The 16,882-nt window shown below is 59.3% G+C and carries 21 protein-coding genes and 1 pseudogene; 9 read left to right on the forward strand and 13 right to left on the reverse strand.

All coding sequences use genetic code 11. The features are described from left to right. Nucleotides 1-387, forward strand: a 387-nt coding sequence (locus tag NKH13_RS34505) for a hypothetical protein (RefSeq protein WP_352917278.1), incomplete at its 5' end; no start/stop codon positions are given. Here NKH13_RS34505 and NKH13_RS34510 read toward each other — a convergent pair. The 9 genes and pseudogenes from NKH13_RS34510 to NKH13_RS34550 form a co-directional block, all read right to left on the reverse strand. After that, nucleotides 366-494, reverse strand: coding sequence for a hypothetical protein (locus tag NKH13_RS34510; RefSeq protein WP_352566357.1), 129 nt, complete (start codon nucleotides 492-494; stop codon nucleotides 366-368). The genes NKH13_RS34505 and NKH13_RS34510 overlap by 22 nt on opposite strands. 373 nt (nucleotides 495-867) lie before the next feature. Continuing rightward, complete coding sequence (locus NKH13_RS34515; RefSeq protein ID WP_352668574.1) at nucleotides 868-1,164, reverse strand: hypothetical protein; 297 nt, start codon at nucleotides 1,162-1,164, stop codon at nucleotides 868-870. A gap of 76 nt (nucleotides 1,165-1,240) precedes the next feature. After that, nucleotides 1,241-2,776, reverse strand: a complete 1,536-nt coding sequence (locus NKH13_RS34520; protein WP_352917280.1) for an FAD-dependent oxidoreductase — start codon at nucleotides 2,774-2,776, stop codon at nucleotides 1,241-1,243. A 239-nt stretch (nucleotides 2,777-3,015) separates the two neighbouring features. Further along, on the reverse strand, nucleotides 3,016-3,672 hold the full coding sequence (gene fsa, locus NKH13_RS34525; RefSeq protein ID WP_352566352.1) for a fructose-6-phosphate aldolase: 657 nt from the start codon (nucleotides 3,670-3,672) through the stop codon (nucleotides 3,016-3,018). Between the two features lie 136 nt (nucleotides 3,673-3,808). Further along, nucleotides 3,809-4,180, reverse strand: coding sequence for a DUF488 domain-containing protein (locus tag NKH13_RS34530; protein ID WP_352566350.1), 372 nt, complete (start codon nucleotides 4,178-4,180; stop codon nucleotides 3,809-3,811). Next, the gene (locus tag NKH13_RS34535) at nucleotides 4,177-4,398 is read right to left on the reverse strand and encodes a hypothetical protein (protein WP_352917283.1); all 222 of its coding nucleotides are present in this window, start codon (nucleotides 4,396-4,398) and stop codon (nucleotides 4,177-4,179) included. The genes NKH13_RS34530 and NKH13_RS34535 overlap by 4 nt, the downstream gene beginning before the upstream one ends. A 38-nt stretch (nucleotides 4,399-4,436) precedes the next feature. Beyond that, a complete protein-coding gene (locus tag NKH13_RS34540; protein ID WP_352917285.1) occupies nucleotides 4,437-4,832 on the reverse strand; it encodes a c-type cytochrome in 396 nt (131 codons plus the stop codon). Between the two features lie 137 nt (nucleotides 4,833-4,969). Next, on the reverse strand, nucleotides 4,970-6,739 hold the full coding sequence (locus tag NKH13_RS34545) for a GMC family oxidoreductase (protein ID WP_352917287.1): 1,770 nt from the start codon (nucleotides 6,737-6,739) through the stop codon (nucleotides 4,970-4,972). 30 nt (nucleotides 6,740-6,769) lie between these two features. After that, nucleotides 6,770-7,531: pseudogene (locus NKH13_RS34550) on the reverse strand (gluconate 2-dehydrogenase subunit 3 family protein). Between the two features lie 186 nt (nucleotides 7,532-7,717). Between NKH13_RS34550 and NKH13_RS34555 the strand changes: the two are divergent. Continuing rightward, complete coding sequence (locus NKH13_RS34555) at nucleotides 7,718-8,569, forward strand: LysR family transcriptional regulator (RefSeq protein ID WP_352917289.1); 852 nt, start codon at nucleotides 7,718-7,720, stop codon at nucleotides 8,567-8,569. Between the two features lie 17 nt (nucleotides 8,570-8,586). On the opposite strand, the gene NKH13_RS34560 is transcribed toward NKH13_RS34555, so the two are convergent. The 3 genes from NKH13_RS34560 to NKH13_RS34570 form a co-directional block, all read right to left on the reverse strand. After that, a complete protein-coding gene (locus NKH13_RS34560) occupies nucleotides 8,587-9,417 on the reverse strand; it encodes a two-component system sensor histidine kinase NtrB (RefSeq protein ID WP_352917290.1) in 831 nt (276 codons plus the stop codon). Nucleotides 9,418-9,514: 97 nt separating this feature from the next. Next, a complete protein-coding gene (locus NKH13_RS34565; RefSeq protein ID WP_352849662.1) occupies nucleotides 9,515-9,934 on the reverse strand; it encodes a plastocyanin/azurin family copper-binding protein in 420 nt (139 codons plus the stop codon). A gap of 105 nt (nucleotides 9,935-10,039) precedes the next feature. Next, nucleotides 10,040-10,453, reverse strand: a complete 414-nt coding sequence (locus NKH13_RS34570; RefSeq protein ID WP_352917292.1) for a DUF5602 domain-containing protein — start codon at nucleotides 10,451-10,453, stop codon at nucleotides 10,040-10,042. A 430-nt stretch (nucleotides 10,454-10,883) separates the two neighbouring features. Here NKH13_RS34570 and NKH13_RS34575 point away from each other — a divergent pair, with 430 nt between their 5' ends. The 4 genes from NKH13_RS34575 (at nucleotide 10,884) to NKH13_RS34590 (ending at nucleotide 12,726) form a co-directional block, all read left to right on the forward strand. Continuing rightward, entirely contained in the window at nucleotides 10,884-11,453 is a 570-nt protein-coding gene (locus tag NKH13_RS34575) for a PTS sugar transporter subunit IIA (protein WP_352917304.1), read from the forward strand. A gap of 94 nt (nucleotides 11,454-11,547) precedes the next feature. Next, on the forward strand, nucleotides 11,548-12,012 hold the full coding sequence (locus tag NKH13_RS34580) for a group III truncated hemoglobin (protein ID WP_352917294.1): 465 nt from the start codon (nucleotides 11,548-11,550) through the stop codon (nucleotides 12,010-12,012). 60 nt (nucleotides 12,013-12,072) lie between these two features. Beyond that, a complete protein-coding gene (locus NKH13_RS34585; protein ID WP_352711699.1) occupies nucleotides 12,073-12,534 on the forward strand; it encodes an RrF2 family transcriptional regulator in 462 nt (153 codons plus the stop codon). A gap of 48 nt (nucleotides 12,535-12,582) precedes the next feature. Then, nucleotides 12,583-12,726: a hypothetical protein gene (locus tag NKH13_RS34590; RefSeq protein ID WP_352670032.1), complete on the forward strand. Its 144-nt coding sequence runs from the start codon at nucleotides 12,583-12,585 to the stop codon at nucleotides 12,724-12,726. A 561-nt stretch (nucleotides 12,727-13,287) separates the two neighbouring features. On the opposite strand, the gene NKH13_RS34595 is transcribed toward NKH13_RS34590, so the two are convergent. Next, the gene (locus NKH13_RS34595) at nucleotides 13,288-15,399 is read right to left on the reverse strand and encodes a DUF3363 domain-containing protein (protein WP_352917296.1); all 2,112 of its coding nucleotides are present in this window, start codon (nucleotides 15,397-15,399) and stop codon (nucleotides 13,288-13,290) included. A gap of 528 nt (nucleotides 15,400-15,927) precedes the next feature. Between NKH13_RS34595 and NKH13_RS34600 the strand changes: the two genes are divergently transcribed. Genes NKH13_RS34600 through tnpB form a run of 3 tightly spaced genes read left to right on the forward strand, consistent with a single transcriptional unit; the run spans nucleotide 15,928 to nucleotide 16,866 of the window. Further along, a complete protein-coding gene (locus NKH13_RS34600; RefSeq protein WP_352917298.1) occupies nucleotides 15,928-16,236 on the forward strand; it encodes a hypothetical protein in 309 nt (102 codons plus the stop codon). A 53-nt stretch (nucleotides 16,237-16,289) separates the two neighbouring features. Continuing rightward, nucleotides 16,290-16,637 (forward strand): transposase, encoded by a 348-nt coding sequence (locus NKH13_RS34605; RefSeq protein ID WP_352917300.1) that lies wholly within the window; start codon nucleotides 16,290-16,292, stop codon nucleotides 16,635-16,637. Between the two features lie 31 nt (nucleotides 16,638-16,668). Further along, nucleotides 16,669-16,866, forward strand: a complete 198-nt coding sequence (tnpB, locus tag NKH13_RS34610; protein WP_352917302.1) for an IS66 family insertion sequence element accessory protein TnpB — start codon at nucleotides 16,669-16,671, stop codon at nucleotides 16,864-16,866. Nucleotides 16,867-16,882: the final 16 nt, after the last annotated feature.

A 16,882-nucleotide genomic window follows, 5' to 3' on the forward strand; every position in this document is an offset into this window, starting at 1 on the left:
TTCGAGGTCGCGAACGTTTGCCGGGAAGTCGGGTGCTTGGAGCGTGCTGGGAATCATCGAGCCGGTGTTCCTGAAATGGGCATACAGACCGCCGGTCAATATGTCGTACCGGCTTTGCGGCATATTGAAAAGTTTTTAGAGTTTCTCCGCCGGGCCGCTGGCGCCAAAGCCCGTTATACCGATGAAAGTGCCAGCGGCGCCTTCTTGTCGAGCATGGCTTTGGCGGTCATCAGATCGTCACTTCGCTTTTTTAGTCCGCAGCCTAAATATACCAGCACCGAGCACAGCCCAAGTCACTGCAAACGCGCCAATGACGTTGCCGATCTTCTCGGGCAGTCCGCAAGGGCTAGCTGCTTCGTGGGCCACTACATCTCAATCAGGACGTAGGCGACACCAAAGACAATGCTCATTAGAACACCAAACCATGCCCACCCCTTCAATGCGGCGCGCACGTCCTCAGGCTCAGCGCCTTTCTGGTTATCGTAGTCGTCCATAATCAGATCCCAGGTTTGTCGATCGTTACTTGGTACAAAATCAATAGAGGATGAGCAACCCCAACCCTGCACGCTAAGCGTTCGCGCTCCTATCTTTCCTCGGAGAACGGCAACGGCCCTTTACATCGCATCTTATAATTTGACGCGGTCAGGGCATAACCACACTTGCATACGCGCAAGCTAGAGAAGCTCGAGAATTTCTCTCACAAGGTCCGTCTGGTCTGTTGACGATGCCGGAATATCTATCCAGCCTGAGACGTCCTTGCCTCCGGCTCGGCTAGACGCCGGAGGCCTGCTCTGCATTGTTCGAAAACTCATGACGATCATTGTGGCAGGAGTCCGCCGGCCGGTACGATTGCAAGGGTTCCTTCTCCTACTCGAACATGATGCGAGCGGCACCTCTTTTGGCGAGCAACATTCTCCGAGCTTCCTGGATCCGCTGAGCCTGTTGTTTGGTGTATGGACCCATTGGCCGGGTCTTTTCATCGCCGCGACGAACACGGCAATACCAGCGGCCGCTGTCCGAGAAGATTTCAACCAGGGTCGGTGCATCGTTAGCCGCCTGCTTGGCGACCTCGTCGACGAATTTCACGATCTTTGAATAACGCTGGGCGGGCGCAACCGTGTCCAAGCCACGGGTGACACCTAGTTCCTGCTGCTCTGTGGACATAGTCGAACTCCTTTCAGTCACAACCACATTCCGCTTCGCCATTCTGACTCTGACTTCCGCTTTTCGGAAGTCGAAGCTAGCTTGCCATTTGGCGCTCCATTTCCAGCTCGGCCTGCAGACTTTCAACGTCGCGGAAGATTGAGGCGACAGCCAGCGTGCGCCCTTCTCGTTTGAAGCGGAGCAGGCAATCTTTGGCGGCAATATCGCCGTCTACCGCGATCTCGTCCCACCGCTCGGCGTGACCGACATAGTTGATGGGAACATCGTAATGCTGGCTCCAGAAGAACGGCACGGCCTCGAATTTCTCACGATGGCCGAGCATGTTGAGCGCGGCAGCTTGCCCCTGCCTCTCTGCAACCACCCAGTGCTCGACCCGAATGTTCTCGCCACTATGAGGATCTGGCCACCGCGCAATGTCGCCGGCGGCGAATATGTCTGGTGCGCTCGTCTCCAGAAAGGCGTTCACGAGCACCCCGCGGTCAAGGATGAGCCCGGCCTTTTCCGCGAGGCCGATCCGCGGTCGCACGCCTATGCCGGCGACGACAAAGTCGGCTGCTAACGTGCCACCGCTGCTGAGCTTCACCTTTCTGCCATCGATGCTGCTCGCCGTGTCCTGAAGATGGAAAACAACCCCGTTCTCCTCATGGATAGTGCGGATGAAGTCACCCATTTGCGGACCCAGGACCCGCTCCATGGGCCGCTCATCCGGCGCCACGACATGAACTTCGATTTTGCGCGAGCGCAGGGCCGCAGCTACTTCCAGCCCAATGAAACTGGCACCAATCACGACAGCGATATGCGCCGTGGTGGCTCGCTCAATGATCGCCTTGCAATCTGCGAACGAGCGCAGTGCATAGACATGCGGCTGGTCTGCCCCGGGTAGGGTCAAGCGAACCGGTTCGGCCCCAGTCGCAAGAAGCAGCTTGTCGTAAGGAGTCGAGGTCCCGTCCGCGAGCACAACCTCGCGAGAACGTACGTCGATCCGAGCGACATTCGCATTAAGACGCAGGTCGATATTATTCTTTGAGTAGAAGCTTTCGCCACGCAACGGAATCCAGTCCTCCGGTGCCTTGCCGGCGAGGTAGTCCTTGGAAAAATTGGGCCGATCAACCGGCGGTGCTTCATCATTGCTGAGCATGACGATGCTGCCTTGATAGTGTTCGCGCCGCAACATTTCGGCCGCCGAGAAACCGGCTGCGCCGCCGCCGACGATGACGATCTTCTCCGGAACGGGGTCGGAGCCTTCAACGCGCGGCTTGGGGGCCGTCCGCTTGCGCTTCTCGCCCACGAATATCCGATCATCGCGTTGTTCCACCAACCAGCACGCGAGTGGCCTGAAGGCAGGCGTTCGCAAGGCTTCGCCTGTACGCAAATCAAAGCACGCGTGATGCCACGGACACCGGACGGAGTCTTCCACCACAAGGCCGTCGACGAGCGGCCCGCCGTAATGCGTGCAAGTCGCCCCGACGGCGAAGATCTCGGCCCCGCGGCGCACCAGCAGCACCTGCTCATTGCCGCAATGGCCGACCAGCTTTCCACCGTCGGGAAGATCGGCGAACGCGATGCCCTGGACCAGGTCTGGTCCGATTACCTCGGTAGGGTGCACAGCCATTTTCTTCTCCTTGGCGATTTCGAGAAAATCGCATCCAGGGGAGCGGCGACAGGCACATCAGCCTCTCAGCGCACAAAGCCAGCGCGTCTTCGAATTCTCGATTTCGCTTTCGCCCGACTAGAGCGAAACTCGCGCCCCACGGCTCAATTTCCCGCCATTCCCGACATCATGCAAACGAATTTAATCTGCAATTGAGTGCAAGTTTTATGATAGCTCTCTGCATGCCCTCGCCCGGGCAATTACAGGATCGTTTGCCCCGCCTTCTCCCAGTCGGCAAGAAAGGACTCGAGGCCCTTGTCGGTGAGCGGGTGTTTGGCGAGGTTTCTGAGTACTGCGGGCGGTACGGTTGCGATATCGGCGCCCGCCATTGCCGCCAGTTTGACATGCAGAGGCGTGCGAATAGAGGACGCCAGGATTTCAGTCGTGAACGCTTGATCGTTGTCATAGATCGTGCGGATTTCTCGGATCACCTCCATGCCATCCAGACCGAGATCGTCAAGTCTGCCGACGAATGGTGAAATGAAGGTCGCGCCTGCCTTTGCCGCGAGCAGTGCCTGGTTGGCCGAAAAGCACAGGGTGACATTGACCTTGTGTCCGAGCTGACTGAGCGCCCGGCAAGCCCTGAATCCATCCCAGGTGGACGGCACCTTGACAGCCACATTGGTCGCAATGCCGGCCAAGCGCTGTCCCTCGGCGACCATACCGTCAAAGTCGATGGCCGTGACTTCCGCTGAAACCGGGCCCTCGATCGTCTGGCCAATCTCCTGGATCACATCTCTGATCGGTCGGCCAGTCTTTGCGATAAGGGACGGGTTTGTGGTTACCCCGTCGAGAATTCCAGCGGCAGCAAGCTCTCGAATTTCAGATATATCGGCGGTATCGACAAAGAATTTCATTGTCTTTCTCCTCAACTGAGCCCGCCCATCGATGATTGGATGAATTTTCCTTGGTTTGGTTCCGGGAGACGGGTTTGTTGTCGCTGTCGAGACCGCACGCCTACGTCTTTGGCAACGGAGGAGCGATGCGGCGTCTTCATCGCTGTCTCAGCAAAAGCTCTCTAAGGACGACGGCATCGTTGTGGGTCTCGTCATGAGCCGAGTAGACGAGTGTGACGGTGCCCTCCCGTATCATCTCGCGCAGCCGGTCAAGCTCACCGCGATGCTCCTGGATTTCCGCCGCATACCGCCGGCGGAATTCCGACCAGCGGGCTGGATCGTGTCCGAACCATTTCCGAAGCTCGGTGCTTGGCGCGAGGTCCTTCACCCAATGGTCGATGGCCGCTTCGGTCTTCTTGACCCCACGCGGCCAAAGCCGGTCAATCAATACGCGCTTGCCATCGCCGGCAGCAGGCCTCTCATATGCCCTCTTCAATCTTACTCTCTCGTTGAAGATTTCTTCGCTCATCGAGATCCTGTCCCGTCCATGTCTGTGTCGTTGACGGCATCGAGAAGGCTGGCGTATTTGCTCCTCAGGATTTCTTCGTCGACCGCATCCGACACGAATACGAAGATGTCGCCGCGATATCGCTCGATCCAGTGATGGCCGGCGCCGCGGCTACGCAGGTAGCTGCCGATCTGTTTGATCGTGGAATCCCCCAGACCCTTGTGCAGGAGAAATTTCATCAAGGTTGCACTTTGCCCAGGGACAGCTTCCCGTCTGGTCAGGGGCCGACCTTCTGGCCCCGAGCGTTGAACTGTTTCAGATAGGCGATGACGTCGGCGATCTCCTGGTCCTTGCTGAGACCGGCAAACGCCATCTTTGTGCCGGGCACCAGTTTGCGCGGCGCCCTGAGATAGGTCGTCAGCGTCGGTTCATCCCAGGTCAGACCCGAATTCTTGTTCGCCGAGGAATAGCTGTAATCGGGATACTCACCGGCCGTTCGGCCGACGACGCCATTCAAGGCCGGGCCCACTCCGTTCTTTGCCTCAAGGCCGACCTTGTGGCAGGCCATGCATCTCTTGAAGACGACGGCGCCGGCTTCGGCATTGCCGGAAGATGTGTCCTGCGCATGGGCCGAACCGACTGCAGTGAGAATCGCGGTTGCCAATCCAGGCATGGTCCATTTCATGTTTGCTGCTTTCAACGAGCACGGGTTGGTTCTGGCCGAACTGGCCGGGGCAATATGGTACGAAACATCCCTGGAGTCCCGGATCCGGATCCAAACCGCCGGATCCGCATCCGATTGATGTCGCCTCAGGAGGGAACAAGTGGGCCGGGACTCTTCAGATACTGGTTCTTGATCGCATCCACCGCCCAGTAGGCAAGAGCGCCTACGGGTCCGGTCGGGTTCTTCCCCGCGTTCTGGGGAAACACGCAAGCGCCGGTGACGAACACGTTCGGGACATCCCAGACCTGAAGGTATTTGTTCAGAACACTGGTGCTCGGGTCGGCTCCGAAGACTGCCCCGCCTGTGTTGTGTGTGCTCTGGTAAGGCACGATCGAATAAGGCACCGGGGGAATGCTCCGATCGACCTTGGTCGCACCCATCTCCTTGGCGATCGTCACGCAGATGTCGGCCTGAGCGTTCATCTGCTTTACCTCGTTGTCCTGGAAATCGAACGTCATCCTCATCAGCGGACGTCCGAAAACGTCGGTGTAGGTCGGATCGAGGCTCAAATAGTTCTGCCGGTACGCCATTACCGCGCCTTGGTTGCCAATGCTGGCCGCGTGGTCATAATTGTCGACCACTGCCTCCTTCCAGTCGGAGCCCCAGCGCGGCGTGCCCCGCGGCGTGGGATGCGACTGGATCGGCCTGGCGCCCGAGTTGCTGCAGCTGATGCCGCCGCCACCGATGTAGCCGGCCTTCTCGAAATCGTAGTTGTCGCCGTTGAAATCATCCATGCAGGTGCCGAGCGCGCCGGCCCCCATGAAGCGATTCAGGATGGTTTCTTTGTCGAAGAAGGCGGTAGCCCCGCCACCGCACTGATAGGCATAGTTGCGGCCGACCACGCCCTTGCCCGTTGCCGGATCATAAGGCACGCCAATGCCCGATTGCAGCAGCAGGTTGACGTTGCCGAGCGCATAGGCCGACAGGATGATGAGGTCGGCAGGCTGTTCGAACTCCCGCCCTCGTGCGTCGAGATAGGTGACGCTGACTGCCTTCTTGCGGGTCGAGTCGAGATTGACCTTCAGCACGATCGAGTTGGTGCGCAACTCGAAATTGGGGTTCTCCAGCGCCAGCGGAATGACGGTGAAATGCGGGCTCGCCTTGGCATTCGCCTCGCAGCCGAAGCGCTCGCAGAAGCCACAATAGTGACACTGGCCGAAGGCCACGCCATCGGGATTGACATAGTCCCGCGACGCGTTTGAGGAAGGATTGGGGAAAGGGTGATAGCCAAGATTGCGGGCCGCTTTCTCGAACATCAGCATGCTTTGCGCCGCAATCATCGGCGGATTGGGGTACTCGTCCTTTCGCGATCCCTCGAAGATGTTGCCGCCGTCGATCTTCCGACCGTTGATGTTGCCGGCCTTGCCGGAGGTGCCGCAGGTCTTTTCGAACTTGTCGTAATAGGGCTCGAGATCATCATAGGTGATCGGCCAGTCCTGCAGCTGCATATCTGAAGGGATGATCTTTTCGCCGTATTTTTCGATCGTGCGGGCGCGCGCCTGATGATCCCATTCGAGCCAGCGCCAGGTGACGCCGTTCCAGTGCACGCCGGCGCCGCCAACGCCCTGGCCGGGCAGGAACGAGCCGAGCTGGCGCATCGGCAGCGCCGTTTGCGCTTCACCATTGCGGAAGGTGATGGTTTCCCGCCGCACGTTCTGCATGAGGTCGTGTCGGGCGGCGTAGCGCAGTTCGTCATGGATCTGCGGGTCGATGAAGTCCGGATTGGTGTCACGCGGGCCTCCCCTTTCTAGAGCGACGATTTTCAGCTTGGTCGATGCAAGCTCCTTGGCAATGATGCCGCCCGTCCAGCCAAGACCGACAATCAGGACATCGACTGCGTTGAGTTTGGTAGCCATGCTACAGTCTCCTTCGTCTTCTTTCGTCGATTAAACGAGATCCTGAATTCCCTTCGGTTCAGCCGCATAGGCCTTGTTCCGAAATGGTTCTATCTTGTCCATGTACATGGCGTCGGCGCCTGGGAAACCGATCATCTTCCAGGCCGCCCTGTCCTTGTTTCCGCCATATATCGGGTCAGCGAAATAACCCTCGATCGTGACCTGAAGCAGAAGCCCGAAGAAGGTGGCGGTCGGCACTGTTGGAAGATCGATCTTCTTGGTGTCGAGATCGGCCATCACCGCGGCGCGATCTTTTGCCGAAAGGCCCTCGAAGGTGTTCTTGTGGTTTTTCTGCACTTAGGCGCTGACGTCGGCGATGCCGGCCCGGATCAGTTCCGATGGCGTCATCGGCAATTGATAACCTTGCTCGCGCGTACCTTCCCCAAATGGCCCTTCCAGATACAGCCGGTCGCCCTTGCCGTACCCGCCGGCCATTTGTCTATCGATGTAGATCGCAACGCCGAGTTCCTTGGCGCCAGGGCCTGTTGAATCGCTCGGAATCAGTGTGTCGACCGCGGCCTCGATGAAGGCGGACTCGTCGACATTGAAGAATTCATAAGCCGAGCCGCCTGCATCGGATTTCGAGGCGTCGCTTGTGTGATGATGCGGCTGTCCGGTCGCCGCGGCCATCATTTCGGTCGCCGATGCGGACCCACCCAGCGGCAGGGTACTCGCCGCCGCGCCTGCCGCACCGAAGAGCTTCAGAAAGTCGCGACGCCCCACGTCTTCTTGGTTCTTGTCTTTCGCCGACATGATTTCTCCTGTGACGCTGCTGGCAAAACGATGGGTCAGGATGGAGAGAGCTTGCGCCCGCTCCAACCGGCGCTGCGCAGCATCCAGCGCTAGGCTTGGTGGAATTCTTCGAGGTAATACTCATACTAACTATGTGGCAAACGAAATTGATTGACATTTAAATGCAAATTTTATGCTATATCCGTGATGGACATCGAACTCGCCCGCACCTTTATCGAGATCGTATCGACCGGCAGTTTCATTCGGGCCTCCGAGCGCTTGAATGTTGCGCAGACGACGGTAAGCGCACGAATCCGCAACCTCGAGCATCAACTGGGCCGGGCCCTTTTTGTCCGCCACAAAGGCGGAGCTTCGCTGACCCCGGCCGGCGAGCAATTTCTGCGCCACGCCCCGATGTTCATCCAACTATGGCAACGTACACTTCACCAGGTTGCCGTGCCGCCGGGACGCCGGGCTGTTCTGACGGTGGGCAGCGAAGTCAGCCTTGCGCAACCTCTGCTGCTTGATTGGGTCCGATGGATGCGCGGCTCGCTTCAGGATATTGCGCTTCGAGTGCACGTTGATGTGCCGCAGGATTTGATCAATCAGGTCGCGTCGGGAATGGTCGACTTAGCCATCATGTACGCGCCCCCGCACAGACCGGGTTTGAAGATCGATCTGCTTCTGGAAGAAAAACTTGTTCTCGTGACTACCAATTCCGAAGCACGCCTCCTGGACGAATCCGACTATGTTTACATGGATTGGGGGCCGGATTTTGGGCTTCACCACGGGATGAATTTCCCAAGCGCTGCGCCGGATCTTTCTTTCGATCTCGGTCCGCTCGCACTGAACTATGTTCTAGCGACCGGCGGCTCCGGATATTTCAGGATGAGTTCTGTGCAGCCTCACATAGAAGCCGGCCGGCTGCATCTTGTGCCTGAGATGCCGCAGTTCTCCTATCCGGTCTATGCGGTGCAATCGGCAAGTGCGGACGAGAGCGTAGTTGGTCCAGCGCTGACGGGATTGCATTCCGTCGCAAGCGGCGACATCAAATTGTGAGAGTTCTCGTGGGACGTCTAAATGTCCGACGGGACTGACGGGAACAGAAGGTCGACCGTTGTTCCAATCCCTCGTTCGCTCTTTATCCGGATCCGACCACCAACCATCTGGGTCAGTGCCTGCACTTGTGGCATCCCTATCCCGGTACCCTTCTCACCCTTCGTCGTGAAGAATGGATCAAACACCTTCCGCAAGACTTCAGGAGCCATGCCGCAACCGTGGTCTTTGACGCGAACGCATGCGTAGGTTCCAGGGCCGGGCGGGTCAGGTGTCGCGGTTGTCTGCACCAATCGTTCGGTGATGACGCGGATCTCCCCGCCACTTGGCATCGCATCTCGTGCGTTCATGACGAGATTAAGCACTGTGCTGTCGAAAAGTGCGTGATCGATCAAACAGTCTGGGACACCGGAACCAAGCTCCAGCCTGACGCGGACATCGGCTCCCGCGCCATACCTCAGGAAAGGCTCGAAAGACGTGAGGAACTCATTCAAATTGCCAGCGTGGATATCGAGTTCCTGATGCTTCGCGAAGGTCAATAGCTGTGACGTTAGCTCGATCCCTCGATCGATTCCTTCCCGCGCTGCCGCAATGTAGGCACGAACCCTTTCGGGCTCGTCGGCTCTTCGCTCAGCGAGCCCGAGCCCGGATTCTATTACTGCCAGGAGGTTTCTGAAGTCATGGGCAATGCCGCCAGTCATCTCGCCCAAGGCGGCAAGCCGGTGCGTTGCACGCTCGCGTTGCTCGGCAGCAGTTCGGGCATCGAGAGGCGCGTCCGGTACTTGGGTGCGCGCGTCGCGTCCGGCCTGAGATGATGGTTGAGTTTCACACGCAAACACGCAGCCTGTCATGAAAGTCCCCTCACTCACGACACCCAAGGAGCTCTCGCCCCGTTTGGCATCTTCGGTCGCTTTTGTTGCGGAGGGCCGCGCCTTTCATGCGCATGATCTAAGCGCGCCGGACGACCCTTTTCGTCATGATGTCTTCGACAGTCGGGAATGCCTTTAGGGCCTCCTCCGGTAGGTCGCCATTTGCTCCGACCATTTCAGCCCAGCCATGTGCCTCTGGTTCGCCGACGATAACACGGCCGACCATTCCAGCATGCTCATGCGGGATACAGTAATAGTCGTAGACCCCCCGCTCGGTGAAGGTAATCGAAAAGCTTTCCTTGGGCAGGAGGTAGTCGGAATCCCACGATTTTGCCGTCTTGGGCATGCGAAGCGGTCGCCCGAAGTTTGCCGGATTGTACGCCGTCGTCGTGTGCGAATTGCCAGGATTGAGGTTGGTCCATCGGACCGTCTGCCCTGGCTTGATCAGAATGCCGATCGGGTCGAACCAGACTTGCGAACCGTCGTCGCGCCCTTGCATCCGGATTTGGATCGCCTCGCCGGCCCATACTGCCACAGAAGAGAGCGAGAGGGGGGGGGGCCCCCGGCCGCCCCCCCGCGGTTAGTATCTCACGACGCGTGAGTGTCATTTGGCGACCTGGGCCTCGTCAGCGGCCGAGACATGCCACAGCACGACGTGGACATGCGGCTCTTCGACTCCCGGATGGCCGGCATTGTAGTAGACATCGACATGGTCGACATTGCCTCCGGGTGAAGCGAGATCGTCAAAACGCTTGTCTGGATTGAGGTCCTTGGTCGGCAGCATATAAATCGTGCTGACAAGCTTACCGTCGTGGTCATAGGCAAGGAATGGTCCGGCCGGCAATGTCGTCGGATCGACGAAGAGTTGGCCCATGCCCGGCAGGAAGTCGAGCAGCTTCACAAGCTTGCTGACCTGCTGGTAGGGCGCGGCTGGCGGAGATTTGGTAACCTCATCCGCCGCCATGGCGCAAAGCGAACTCCCCGTCGTCAGGGCAACTGCGAGGACGAGTTTCTTCATCACGGATCTCCTTGTTGAAATAAAGCCGCGCTGGCCGAAGATCTGGAAGGCCGTTTTGAAAAAGCGATTTCCATTTTCGACACGACCTGTTCGCGCCCGCCCAGCAAGCAGCAGACTGTTTCGCTCGTCAAACGAAATTAACTGGCATTTCAATGCATTATTTCTGCTGCTCGGGTGCGCACTGTTTGCTTGATTTCGAAAAAAACCTTCACTACCTCTGAATTGCCATGAATATTTTCAGCCTCGATTTCCGGCGGGAGCCGAAGCGCTTAAAAACGGGCCTTTAGCCCGGACGCGAGAAGGCCCTGGCTTCGCGTCCGGGGGTAGCCAGGATTTCCACTTATCCCGCGGTGCATTCTGCCTGCCTAAGCAGTGCGGCTGCACTCCCATTTTGCGATTCCGGTTGGGATCGACATTGAGGTTGACCCCGATGATCTGCCCCATCCTGTCAGAAGAAGACATTTCGCTTGATCTTGTGACAAAGGGAAAGCAGTCAGCCCTGTCAAAAATTGCGATCAGGATTGCGCGAAGGACCGGGCTGGATGAGCAGATGGTTCTTCGTGGCCTTTTCGACCGCGAGTATCGCGGCTCGACGGGCTTAGGTCGTGGGGTCGCGATCCCTCACGCTCTACTTGGCACAATCTCTTCGCCTGCCGCGTCTTTGACACGTCTGGCCAAGCCCATCGATTTCGACGGCCCCGACGACGATCCTGTTGATCTCATTTACACGGTACTCTGGCCGCGCTCTGCCACTTCCGCCTTCCTCCCTGCCCTTTCGCAAATTTGTCGTCTCCTCCAGGCATCTCAGGTTCGGGAGCGACTCCGATCGGCACGCTCATCCGATGAGGCGTTGGCCTTTCTCGAAAATGGGTCACATCGGAGAATTTCCGCCAATTTGCCTACTGCCCGGGTCGGGCCTAGCGTGATGATGTCCACGCAGTTCAGCAATGCCCAGGTCGGACAGGCCTACCTTTGGTCCGAACCCTCCGTCGGAGAATAACATAGATTGACAATCTATCTTTTATAGAGGATGCCTCAAGGAGCGAACCCAACGGCTTGAACCGGCTTGCACGGGAGAAAAGCAGGAGCTGCAGATGAGCGAGGATGGTCGAAGCACGAGAACGATCGTAGTCGATGGCGTTCCGCTGCCGGACCTGCTCGACGAGACAATGATCCGCGGCGTGGTGCATGGTTTTTATGATGAAATTCATCGCGATGACCTTCTCGGCCCCATTTTCCACGATCAGATCGAGCCGGACCGATGGCCACAGCATCTTGCGAAGATGTGCGACTTCTGGTCTGCGACGTTACTTCGAACGTCCCGATATGAAGGCCGGCCACTGCCACCACATCTGGCCATAGCCGGCCTCGGCTCGGCGCATTTCCGTCGCTGGCTACAGTTGTTTCGCACAACGGTGCGCCGCATCTGCCCGCCCGAGGTGGCAGCGCTTTTTATGGAGCGCGCTCTGCGCATCGCTCACAGTTTCCGTCTCGCGATCGCCTTCAATCGCGGCGAGACCACGATCGGCATCGAACCCATCGTTGAGAAGGACCTGTGATGCAGGATTGGTTTGTGAGGGTTTCCACAAACGCGCAGCGATCGACGGAAGGAGACATCCATGCGGCTTACAGCTTTCTCGGACTATGCATTGCGGCTGCTGATGTACACGGCCTCTGCCGGTGGCCGGGTCATAACGATCGAGGAAGCTGCGCGTAGCTTTACCGTGTCGAAGACGCATCTCAACAAGGTCGCCAACACGCTGACCCGCAGCGGCTATCTGAAGGCGATCCGTGGCCGTTCCGGTGGTCTCGTTCTGGGGCGCCGGCCCGAGTTGATCCGGATCGGCGATGTCGTGCGATTGACCGAGCCGGATTTCGCACTGGTTGAGTGTTTCTCCACTGCAAACCAGTGCATATTGACCGGCTCTTGCAAGCTTTCAAGCATGTTTGGCGAAGCGATAGCATCCTTTCAGAACACTCTTGACCGCTATACGCTGGCCGACATCACACTGATGCCGGAAGACTTCATTGGCGGTCCAATACTATCGGTGCGCACCGGGGTGGCACGCAACGGGGCGTAGTATTACGTGGTTTCTAGGCTTGCTGCTTTACTCGGATGGAGATGAGTCATGGCCGAATCAAAGAAGAACGACAAGCCGCTAACGAAGGAGATTGATTCTGGTATCGACCCCGACAACAGTCTAATGCCAATGCTTATCGGTGGGCTTGTCCTGATAGTCCTCGGCGCGATCATCGTTATGATGTTTGTCTAGTTTCGCAACGACGGCGTGTGGTGCTGTCGAAAACGTTTATGCCTGCAGGCTAAGCGCCCACATGCGAGTTTTGTTGAACGATCAAGTGCGACACTCTCGTGATAGTTCTCGCCAGCGGTAGAGCAGTAAGGAATCCCTGGCGCTATCGAATGTTCCTCATCCCTGCCAACTTGAGCTTCTCGACGCACCGCGAGCAACGAAACGCGGCCGCCCTGTCGGTCGAAACCCATGAGCAGCAGCAGGGCCGTATGGGCTTGCTCCATTTAGCCCCCCGAAATGCCAAGCTTGAAAGGTAGAGCAATTTCGGCTTCTGTCGCTCCTTATGGACTACAATGAAGCGTTCTTTACTTGCGATGCTGGTGGGAGTTACGATCTTTACTGCTGACCCCCGAGCAGCAGTGGATCCCAGGTACAAGGCAGAACAGAGCGCCCTGATTAAATGCAATCTGTTGTGGTCGGCAAAGCTATCAGTTCAGCCCGGCGATCCGTACTCGTTAGCCAGAAAGGCGCAGCAATATGCCGGCGATAGTTACGAGCCAAAACTGCCGCGCCGATGAGCGCTCACAGCCCCAGTCCCCGCTTTCTGCCGAAGCTCCAGTCGATACCGCCGCTGCTTTGCACGAACCCGCTGATGTGCTGGCCGATGCGCTTGTCGAGCATCGGCTGCCAGGGCATCAGTTGAAACCCGAGCCCGTCGTCCAACATGGCGAAGCGCCCGCTGGCAAGACCGACCGAGCCAAGCAGCGTGCCGCCGACATGATCACCGGGCTGCACGGGCGTGAAGATGAGGCCACGCGCAGCGGCCATCTCCTTGCCGACCCGCGTGACCTCCTGGCGCTCCAGCGTAGCAATAAGGTCGCGCGCGAAGGTAATGGTCCCGCTCCCCGCGTCGCGTTCGGCATGGGCCATCCCGACGAGCTGGGCAGCCCGTTTGTCGAGCGCGTTATCGACGTCGAGACCAAAGCCTGACCGGACCAGCGGCACAGGGCTTTTGGCCGTAAGCTCCTGGTCGAGCCAGGTGGCGCCATCGCTGCCGACCTGCGCGTCAAGATCGAGGGTCGAGAGCACGCGGACGGAGAAGTCCTTGCCGCGGTCGCGGGCATCGTAGGCGATGCCGCGCTCGGACAGGTCTTTTGGAATGCGCCAGTGGTCTTCGTCGATGCGTTCGACGTGGCCGGCGCGGCGTAGCGCTTCGAGACGACGGACATGGAAACGGACGAAGGCGTCCGGATCCTCGCCCTGCTCCAAAAAAGTCTCGCGGATAGCCTCCAGGTGCTGGCTCGGCCGATAGATGCCATCCTCATTCGCTACGCTGCTGATGTTGCGGTCAGCCGCACGCGGCTCTTCCTTCGGCTGGATCGGATCGAGCGCCAGGATATGGCCGCGCTGAATGTCTTCGAGTTTTGCCGCATCCGCCGTCTCGACATAGTGCGTGCGCCCATCGATGCCATCGATGACGAGCGACAGCCTGTCGCTCATCTCGTCGCCGGCAAGACCCTTGGCGAGCACGCGGCCGACGACCGGTTCGGTGATTGTCCGCCTGTGCATGACATATTGCGCCGCACCCCGCTCGTGGGCGAGGCCGTGCTCCTCGAGCGCCCGGTGCATGGTCTTGATGATGTCGTTGCGTTCGCCAAGCGCCCGCAGCGTGCTTTCGGTCCTGTCGGAGACGACCCACCGGCCGGGCTCGATCTCGCTCGCCAGGCCGAAGCGCTCCAGCCTCTTTGCCCGATCGATCAGCAGGTAGCGGTTGCTGGAAATGGTGTAGCTGTCGCTGGCCTTGGGACGCAGATCGACAACATCGTGTTCCTGCTGTTCGGCGACCAGCATGCGGTCGAGTCGGGTCAGCCGTTCGGCGTCGACTTCGTTGGCCAGCTTGCGGGCGACCTCGAGCTCGCTTTGTAGCCCGAGTTCCCGTTCCACCAGTTCGCCTGCCCGGTGGCGGATGCCGTGGGCGATGTAGTCGCCGGCGATGTTCAGGATCTTGCCGTCATCGGTGACGCCGCGCACCAGGATATGGGTGTGCGGATGACCGGTGTTGTGGTGGTCGACGGCGATCCAGTCGAGGCGCGTGTTAAGGTCGGTTTCCATCTGCTGCATGAGATCGCGAGTGAAGGAGCGGAGGTCCTCCATGTCTGCGGCATCCTCCGGTGCGACGATGAAGCGGAACTGATGCCGGTCGCCGCGGCCGCGCTCGACAAATGCTCTGCCGTCGGCCTCGTCGTCGACGGCAGAGTACACCCTGCCCTTCTCGCCGTCCCTGGTGACGCCGTCGCGCTGGAGATAGCGCAGATGCGCATCGACGGCCTTGCTGGTCGTCACGAACTTTTGGCCGCGCGTACTCCCCTTGCCTCGTCCCGGCAGCTTGACGACACGCCCCTTCACCACGACGCGGCGGGCGCGAAAGCGGATGCCGTTGCCGTCCTGCTTCCACCCGCCACGATCCTTCGGTAACGCTGCTGCCAGCTTGCCGCCGCGGCCGCGGGCGTTGAAGCGGCCACTCCCCTTCCCGGCACCGCTGCTTGCGCCGAGGCGATTGGGATTGCCGCCCTGCTTGCGGATGGCGATCTCGACCTGACGCACAAAGGGCAGCGTCCGCGAATTGAGCGGCGCGCCGCCATGCCGCGTCCGGCCGGTGCGAACCTGGAATCTGTCGCTGTCACGATCTGCCATGACGACAGCATCGGGAGTCAGATTTTGCGCTTCAAGATGGCCGGCGCGCAGAGCGTGCTACGGCGCGCAAAGACTTGCTGTGGCGTAGAATGGCCGATTGCACATCGCTGCGGCACGACAGTTTTACTTTTTAGATCAACAGCATAGCCATAGCCCGTGAGCCCCGCACCTCGCGTCATTTCTGCGTTGCGTCGGCACGCGCCGGAAAAACAATGTGCAGACAAGCACTTAGAGCGAAGCGAGGGCGAGCGCCAGCTCGCTTTATCTTGCTGTCCTAATCCACCCTCCGTAAGCGCCCGGTCCCTGCACCTACTCGGCTAGTGCAATTGAGCTTCATGTGGGTTTCCTTCGTCATGTGGAGGATCTCCGATGGCGGCTCGCCGCTCCTGGCCAAGGCCAACGGTCCTTACTGGTCGTCGCACGTCGCGAGCTGGTACCGCGGCAACCAGGCTGCACAGGAATACTGTCTCCGGGGCGATCTTTCGATCACCACATTCGAGCTGTGGATGCGCCATCTGGTGAGCGCGGATGACCTGCGCAAACGTGCGGAAAAGCTGCAGGGAATTTGCACCGGAAGAAGGCAGCACGTTTGCGCAAGAACGTGCCACCGAAGCGGCTCAAAAGGCCTCCACGCTATCGCTACAGCAGGCGCACGGACAGCGGCCCAATCGCTCTGCGGGCATTCTGGAGCATGCATTCGAGGTGATGAACTGGAGCGGCATGGGGCATGCCGAACATACTGCGGCGCTCGTCCTGTCGCCGCATGCGTTGCGGATCTGGCGGGATCGCCTAAATAATCCGGCGACGAAATGGACTGGCGATCCCTGCTTCATCTGAGTGCCCGAGCCCAATCAAGCAGCGCTGCTAATTGCGCGCGACGCAAATACCGCTTGACGCCGGACGCGGTCGACGGGCGATCGAACCGGCGCCGCTTCAGCGACAACCAGAAGCGGGCGATCGTGCAGGAGACGGAGAAGCCCGGCGTCGCCGTGGCGCAGGTCTGTCGCCGCCATGGCGTCGCCACCAGCATGGTGTTCCGCTGGCGGGTCGAGTTCGGCCTGACCGCTCGCAAGGCGCCGCAACTGACAACGGTGGTGCTTGCCGATGGCGCAGCAAAAGAGCTCCCGCGCTCGGGGCCTTGCGCTATCTGGTGCAGCCGCCCGACGGCATGGTGGCGATTGAGCTGGCTGATGGACGGCGCGTGTTTGCACCGGCCGGCAGTACTCCGGCTGCGGTAAAGCGGCAGCTCACTGGGAAGGAGAAGGCGTCATGATCGTCGTTCCGGCCGGCGTGAAAGTGCACCTGGCGCTCGGTCACACCGACATGCGAAAGGGGCTCGATGGCCTCGCCACGCTGATCCAGGAACATCCGAAGAAGGACCCGTTCTTATGCGTCGGGCGAGATTATGTGGCGGAGCCTTCCTGGTGCCAGCCTAGGCCCGCCGGTCCGGATTTTTCCGCCACATAATATTTAGATGCTGTTC

The sequence above is a fragment of the Mesorhizobium sp. M1348 genome (assembly GCF_040317925.1).
Lineage (GTDB): Bacteria > Pseudomonadota > Alphaproteobacteria > Rhizobiales > Rhizobiaceae > Mesorhizobium.

Coding starts and splice junctions, on each gene's coding strand:
- tnpB (WP_352917302.1), top strand. CDS start 16,669: ATGATCGTCGTTCCGGCCGGCGTGAAAGTGCACCTGGCGCTCGGTCAC.
- NKH13_RS34510 (WP_352566357.1), bottom strand. CDS start 494: ATGGACGACTACGATAACCAGAAAGGCGCTGAGCCTGAGGACGTGCGC.
- NKH13_RS34535 (WP_352917283.1), bottom strand. CDS start 4,398: ATGAAATTTCTCCTGCACAAGGGTCTGGGGGATTCCACGATCAAACAG.
- NKH13_RS34515 (WP_352668574.1), bottom strand. CDS start 1,164: ATGTCCACAGAGCAGCAGGAACTAGGTGTCACCCGTGGCTTGGACACG.
- NKH13_RS34580 (WP_352917294.1), top strand. CDS start 11,548: ATGAGCGAGGATGGTCGAAGCACGAGAACGATCGTAGTCGATGGCGTT.
- NKH13_RS34600 (WP_352917298.1), top strand. CDS start 15,928: ATGACCTGCGCAAACGTGCGGAAAAGCTGCAGGGAATTTGCACCGGAA.
- NKH13_RS34560 (WP_352917290.1), bottom strand. CDS start 9,417: ATGACAGGCTGCGTGTTTGCGTGTGAAACTCAACCATCATCTCAGGCC.
- NKH13_RS34570 (WP_352917292.1), bottom strand. CDS start 10,453: ATGAAGAAACTCGTCCTCGCAGTTGCCCTGACGACGGGGAGTTCGCTT.
- NKH13_RS34585 (WP_352711699.1), top strand. CDS start 12,073: ATGCGGCTTACAGCTTTCTCGGACTATGCATTGCGGCTGCTGATGTAC.
- NKH13_RS34590 (WP_352670032.1), top strand. CDS start 12,583: ATGGCCGAATCAAAGAAGAACGACAAGCCGCTAACGAAGGAGATTGAT.
- NKH13_RS34565 (WP_352849662.1), bottom strand. CDS start 9,934: ATGCAAGGGCGCGACGACGGTTCGCAAGTCTGGTTCGACCCGATCGGC.
- NKH13_RS34575 (WP_352917304.1), top strand. CDS start 10,884: ATGATCTGCCCCATCCTGTCAGAAGAAGACATTTCGCTTGATCTTGTG.
- NKH13_RS34540 (WP_352917285.1), bottom strand. CDS start 4,832: ATGCCTGGATTGGCAACCGCGATTCTCACTGCAGTCGGTTCGGCCCAT.
- fsa (WP_352566352.1), bottom strand. CDS start 3,672: ATGAAATTCTTTGTCGATACCGCCGATATATCTGAAATTCGAGAGCTT.
- NKH13_RS34545 (WP_352917287.1), bottom strand. CDS start 6,739: ATGGCTACCAAACTCAACGCAGTCGATGTCCTGATTGTCGGTCTTGGC.
- NKH13_RS34530 (WP_352566350.1), bottom strand. CDS start 4,180: ATGAGCGAAGAAATCTTCAACGAGAGAGTAAGATTGAAGAGGGCATAT.
- NKH13_RS34520 (WP_352917280.1), bottom strand. CDS start 2,776: ATGGCTGTGCACCCTACCGAGGTAATCGGACCAGACCTGGTCCAGGGC.
- NKH13_RS34595 (WP_352917296.1), bottom strand. CDS start 15,399: ATGGCAGATCGTGACAGCGACAGATTCCAGGTTCGCACCGGCCGGACG.
- NKH13_RS34555 (WP_352917289.1), top strand. CDS start 7,718: ATGGACATCGAACTCGCCCGCACCTTTATCGAGATCGTATCGACCGGC.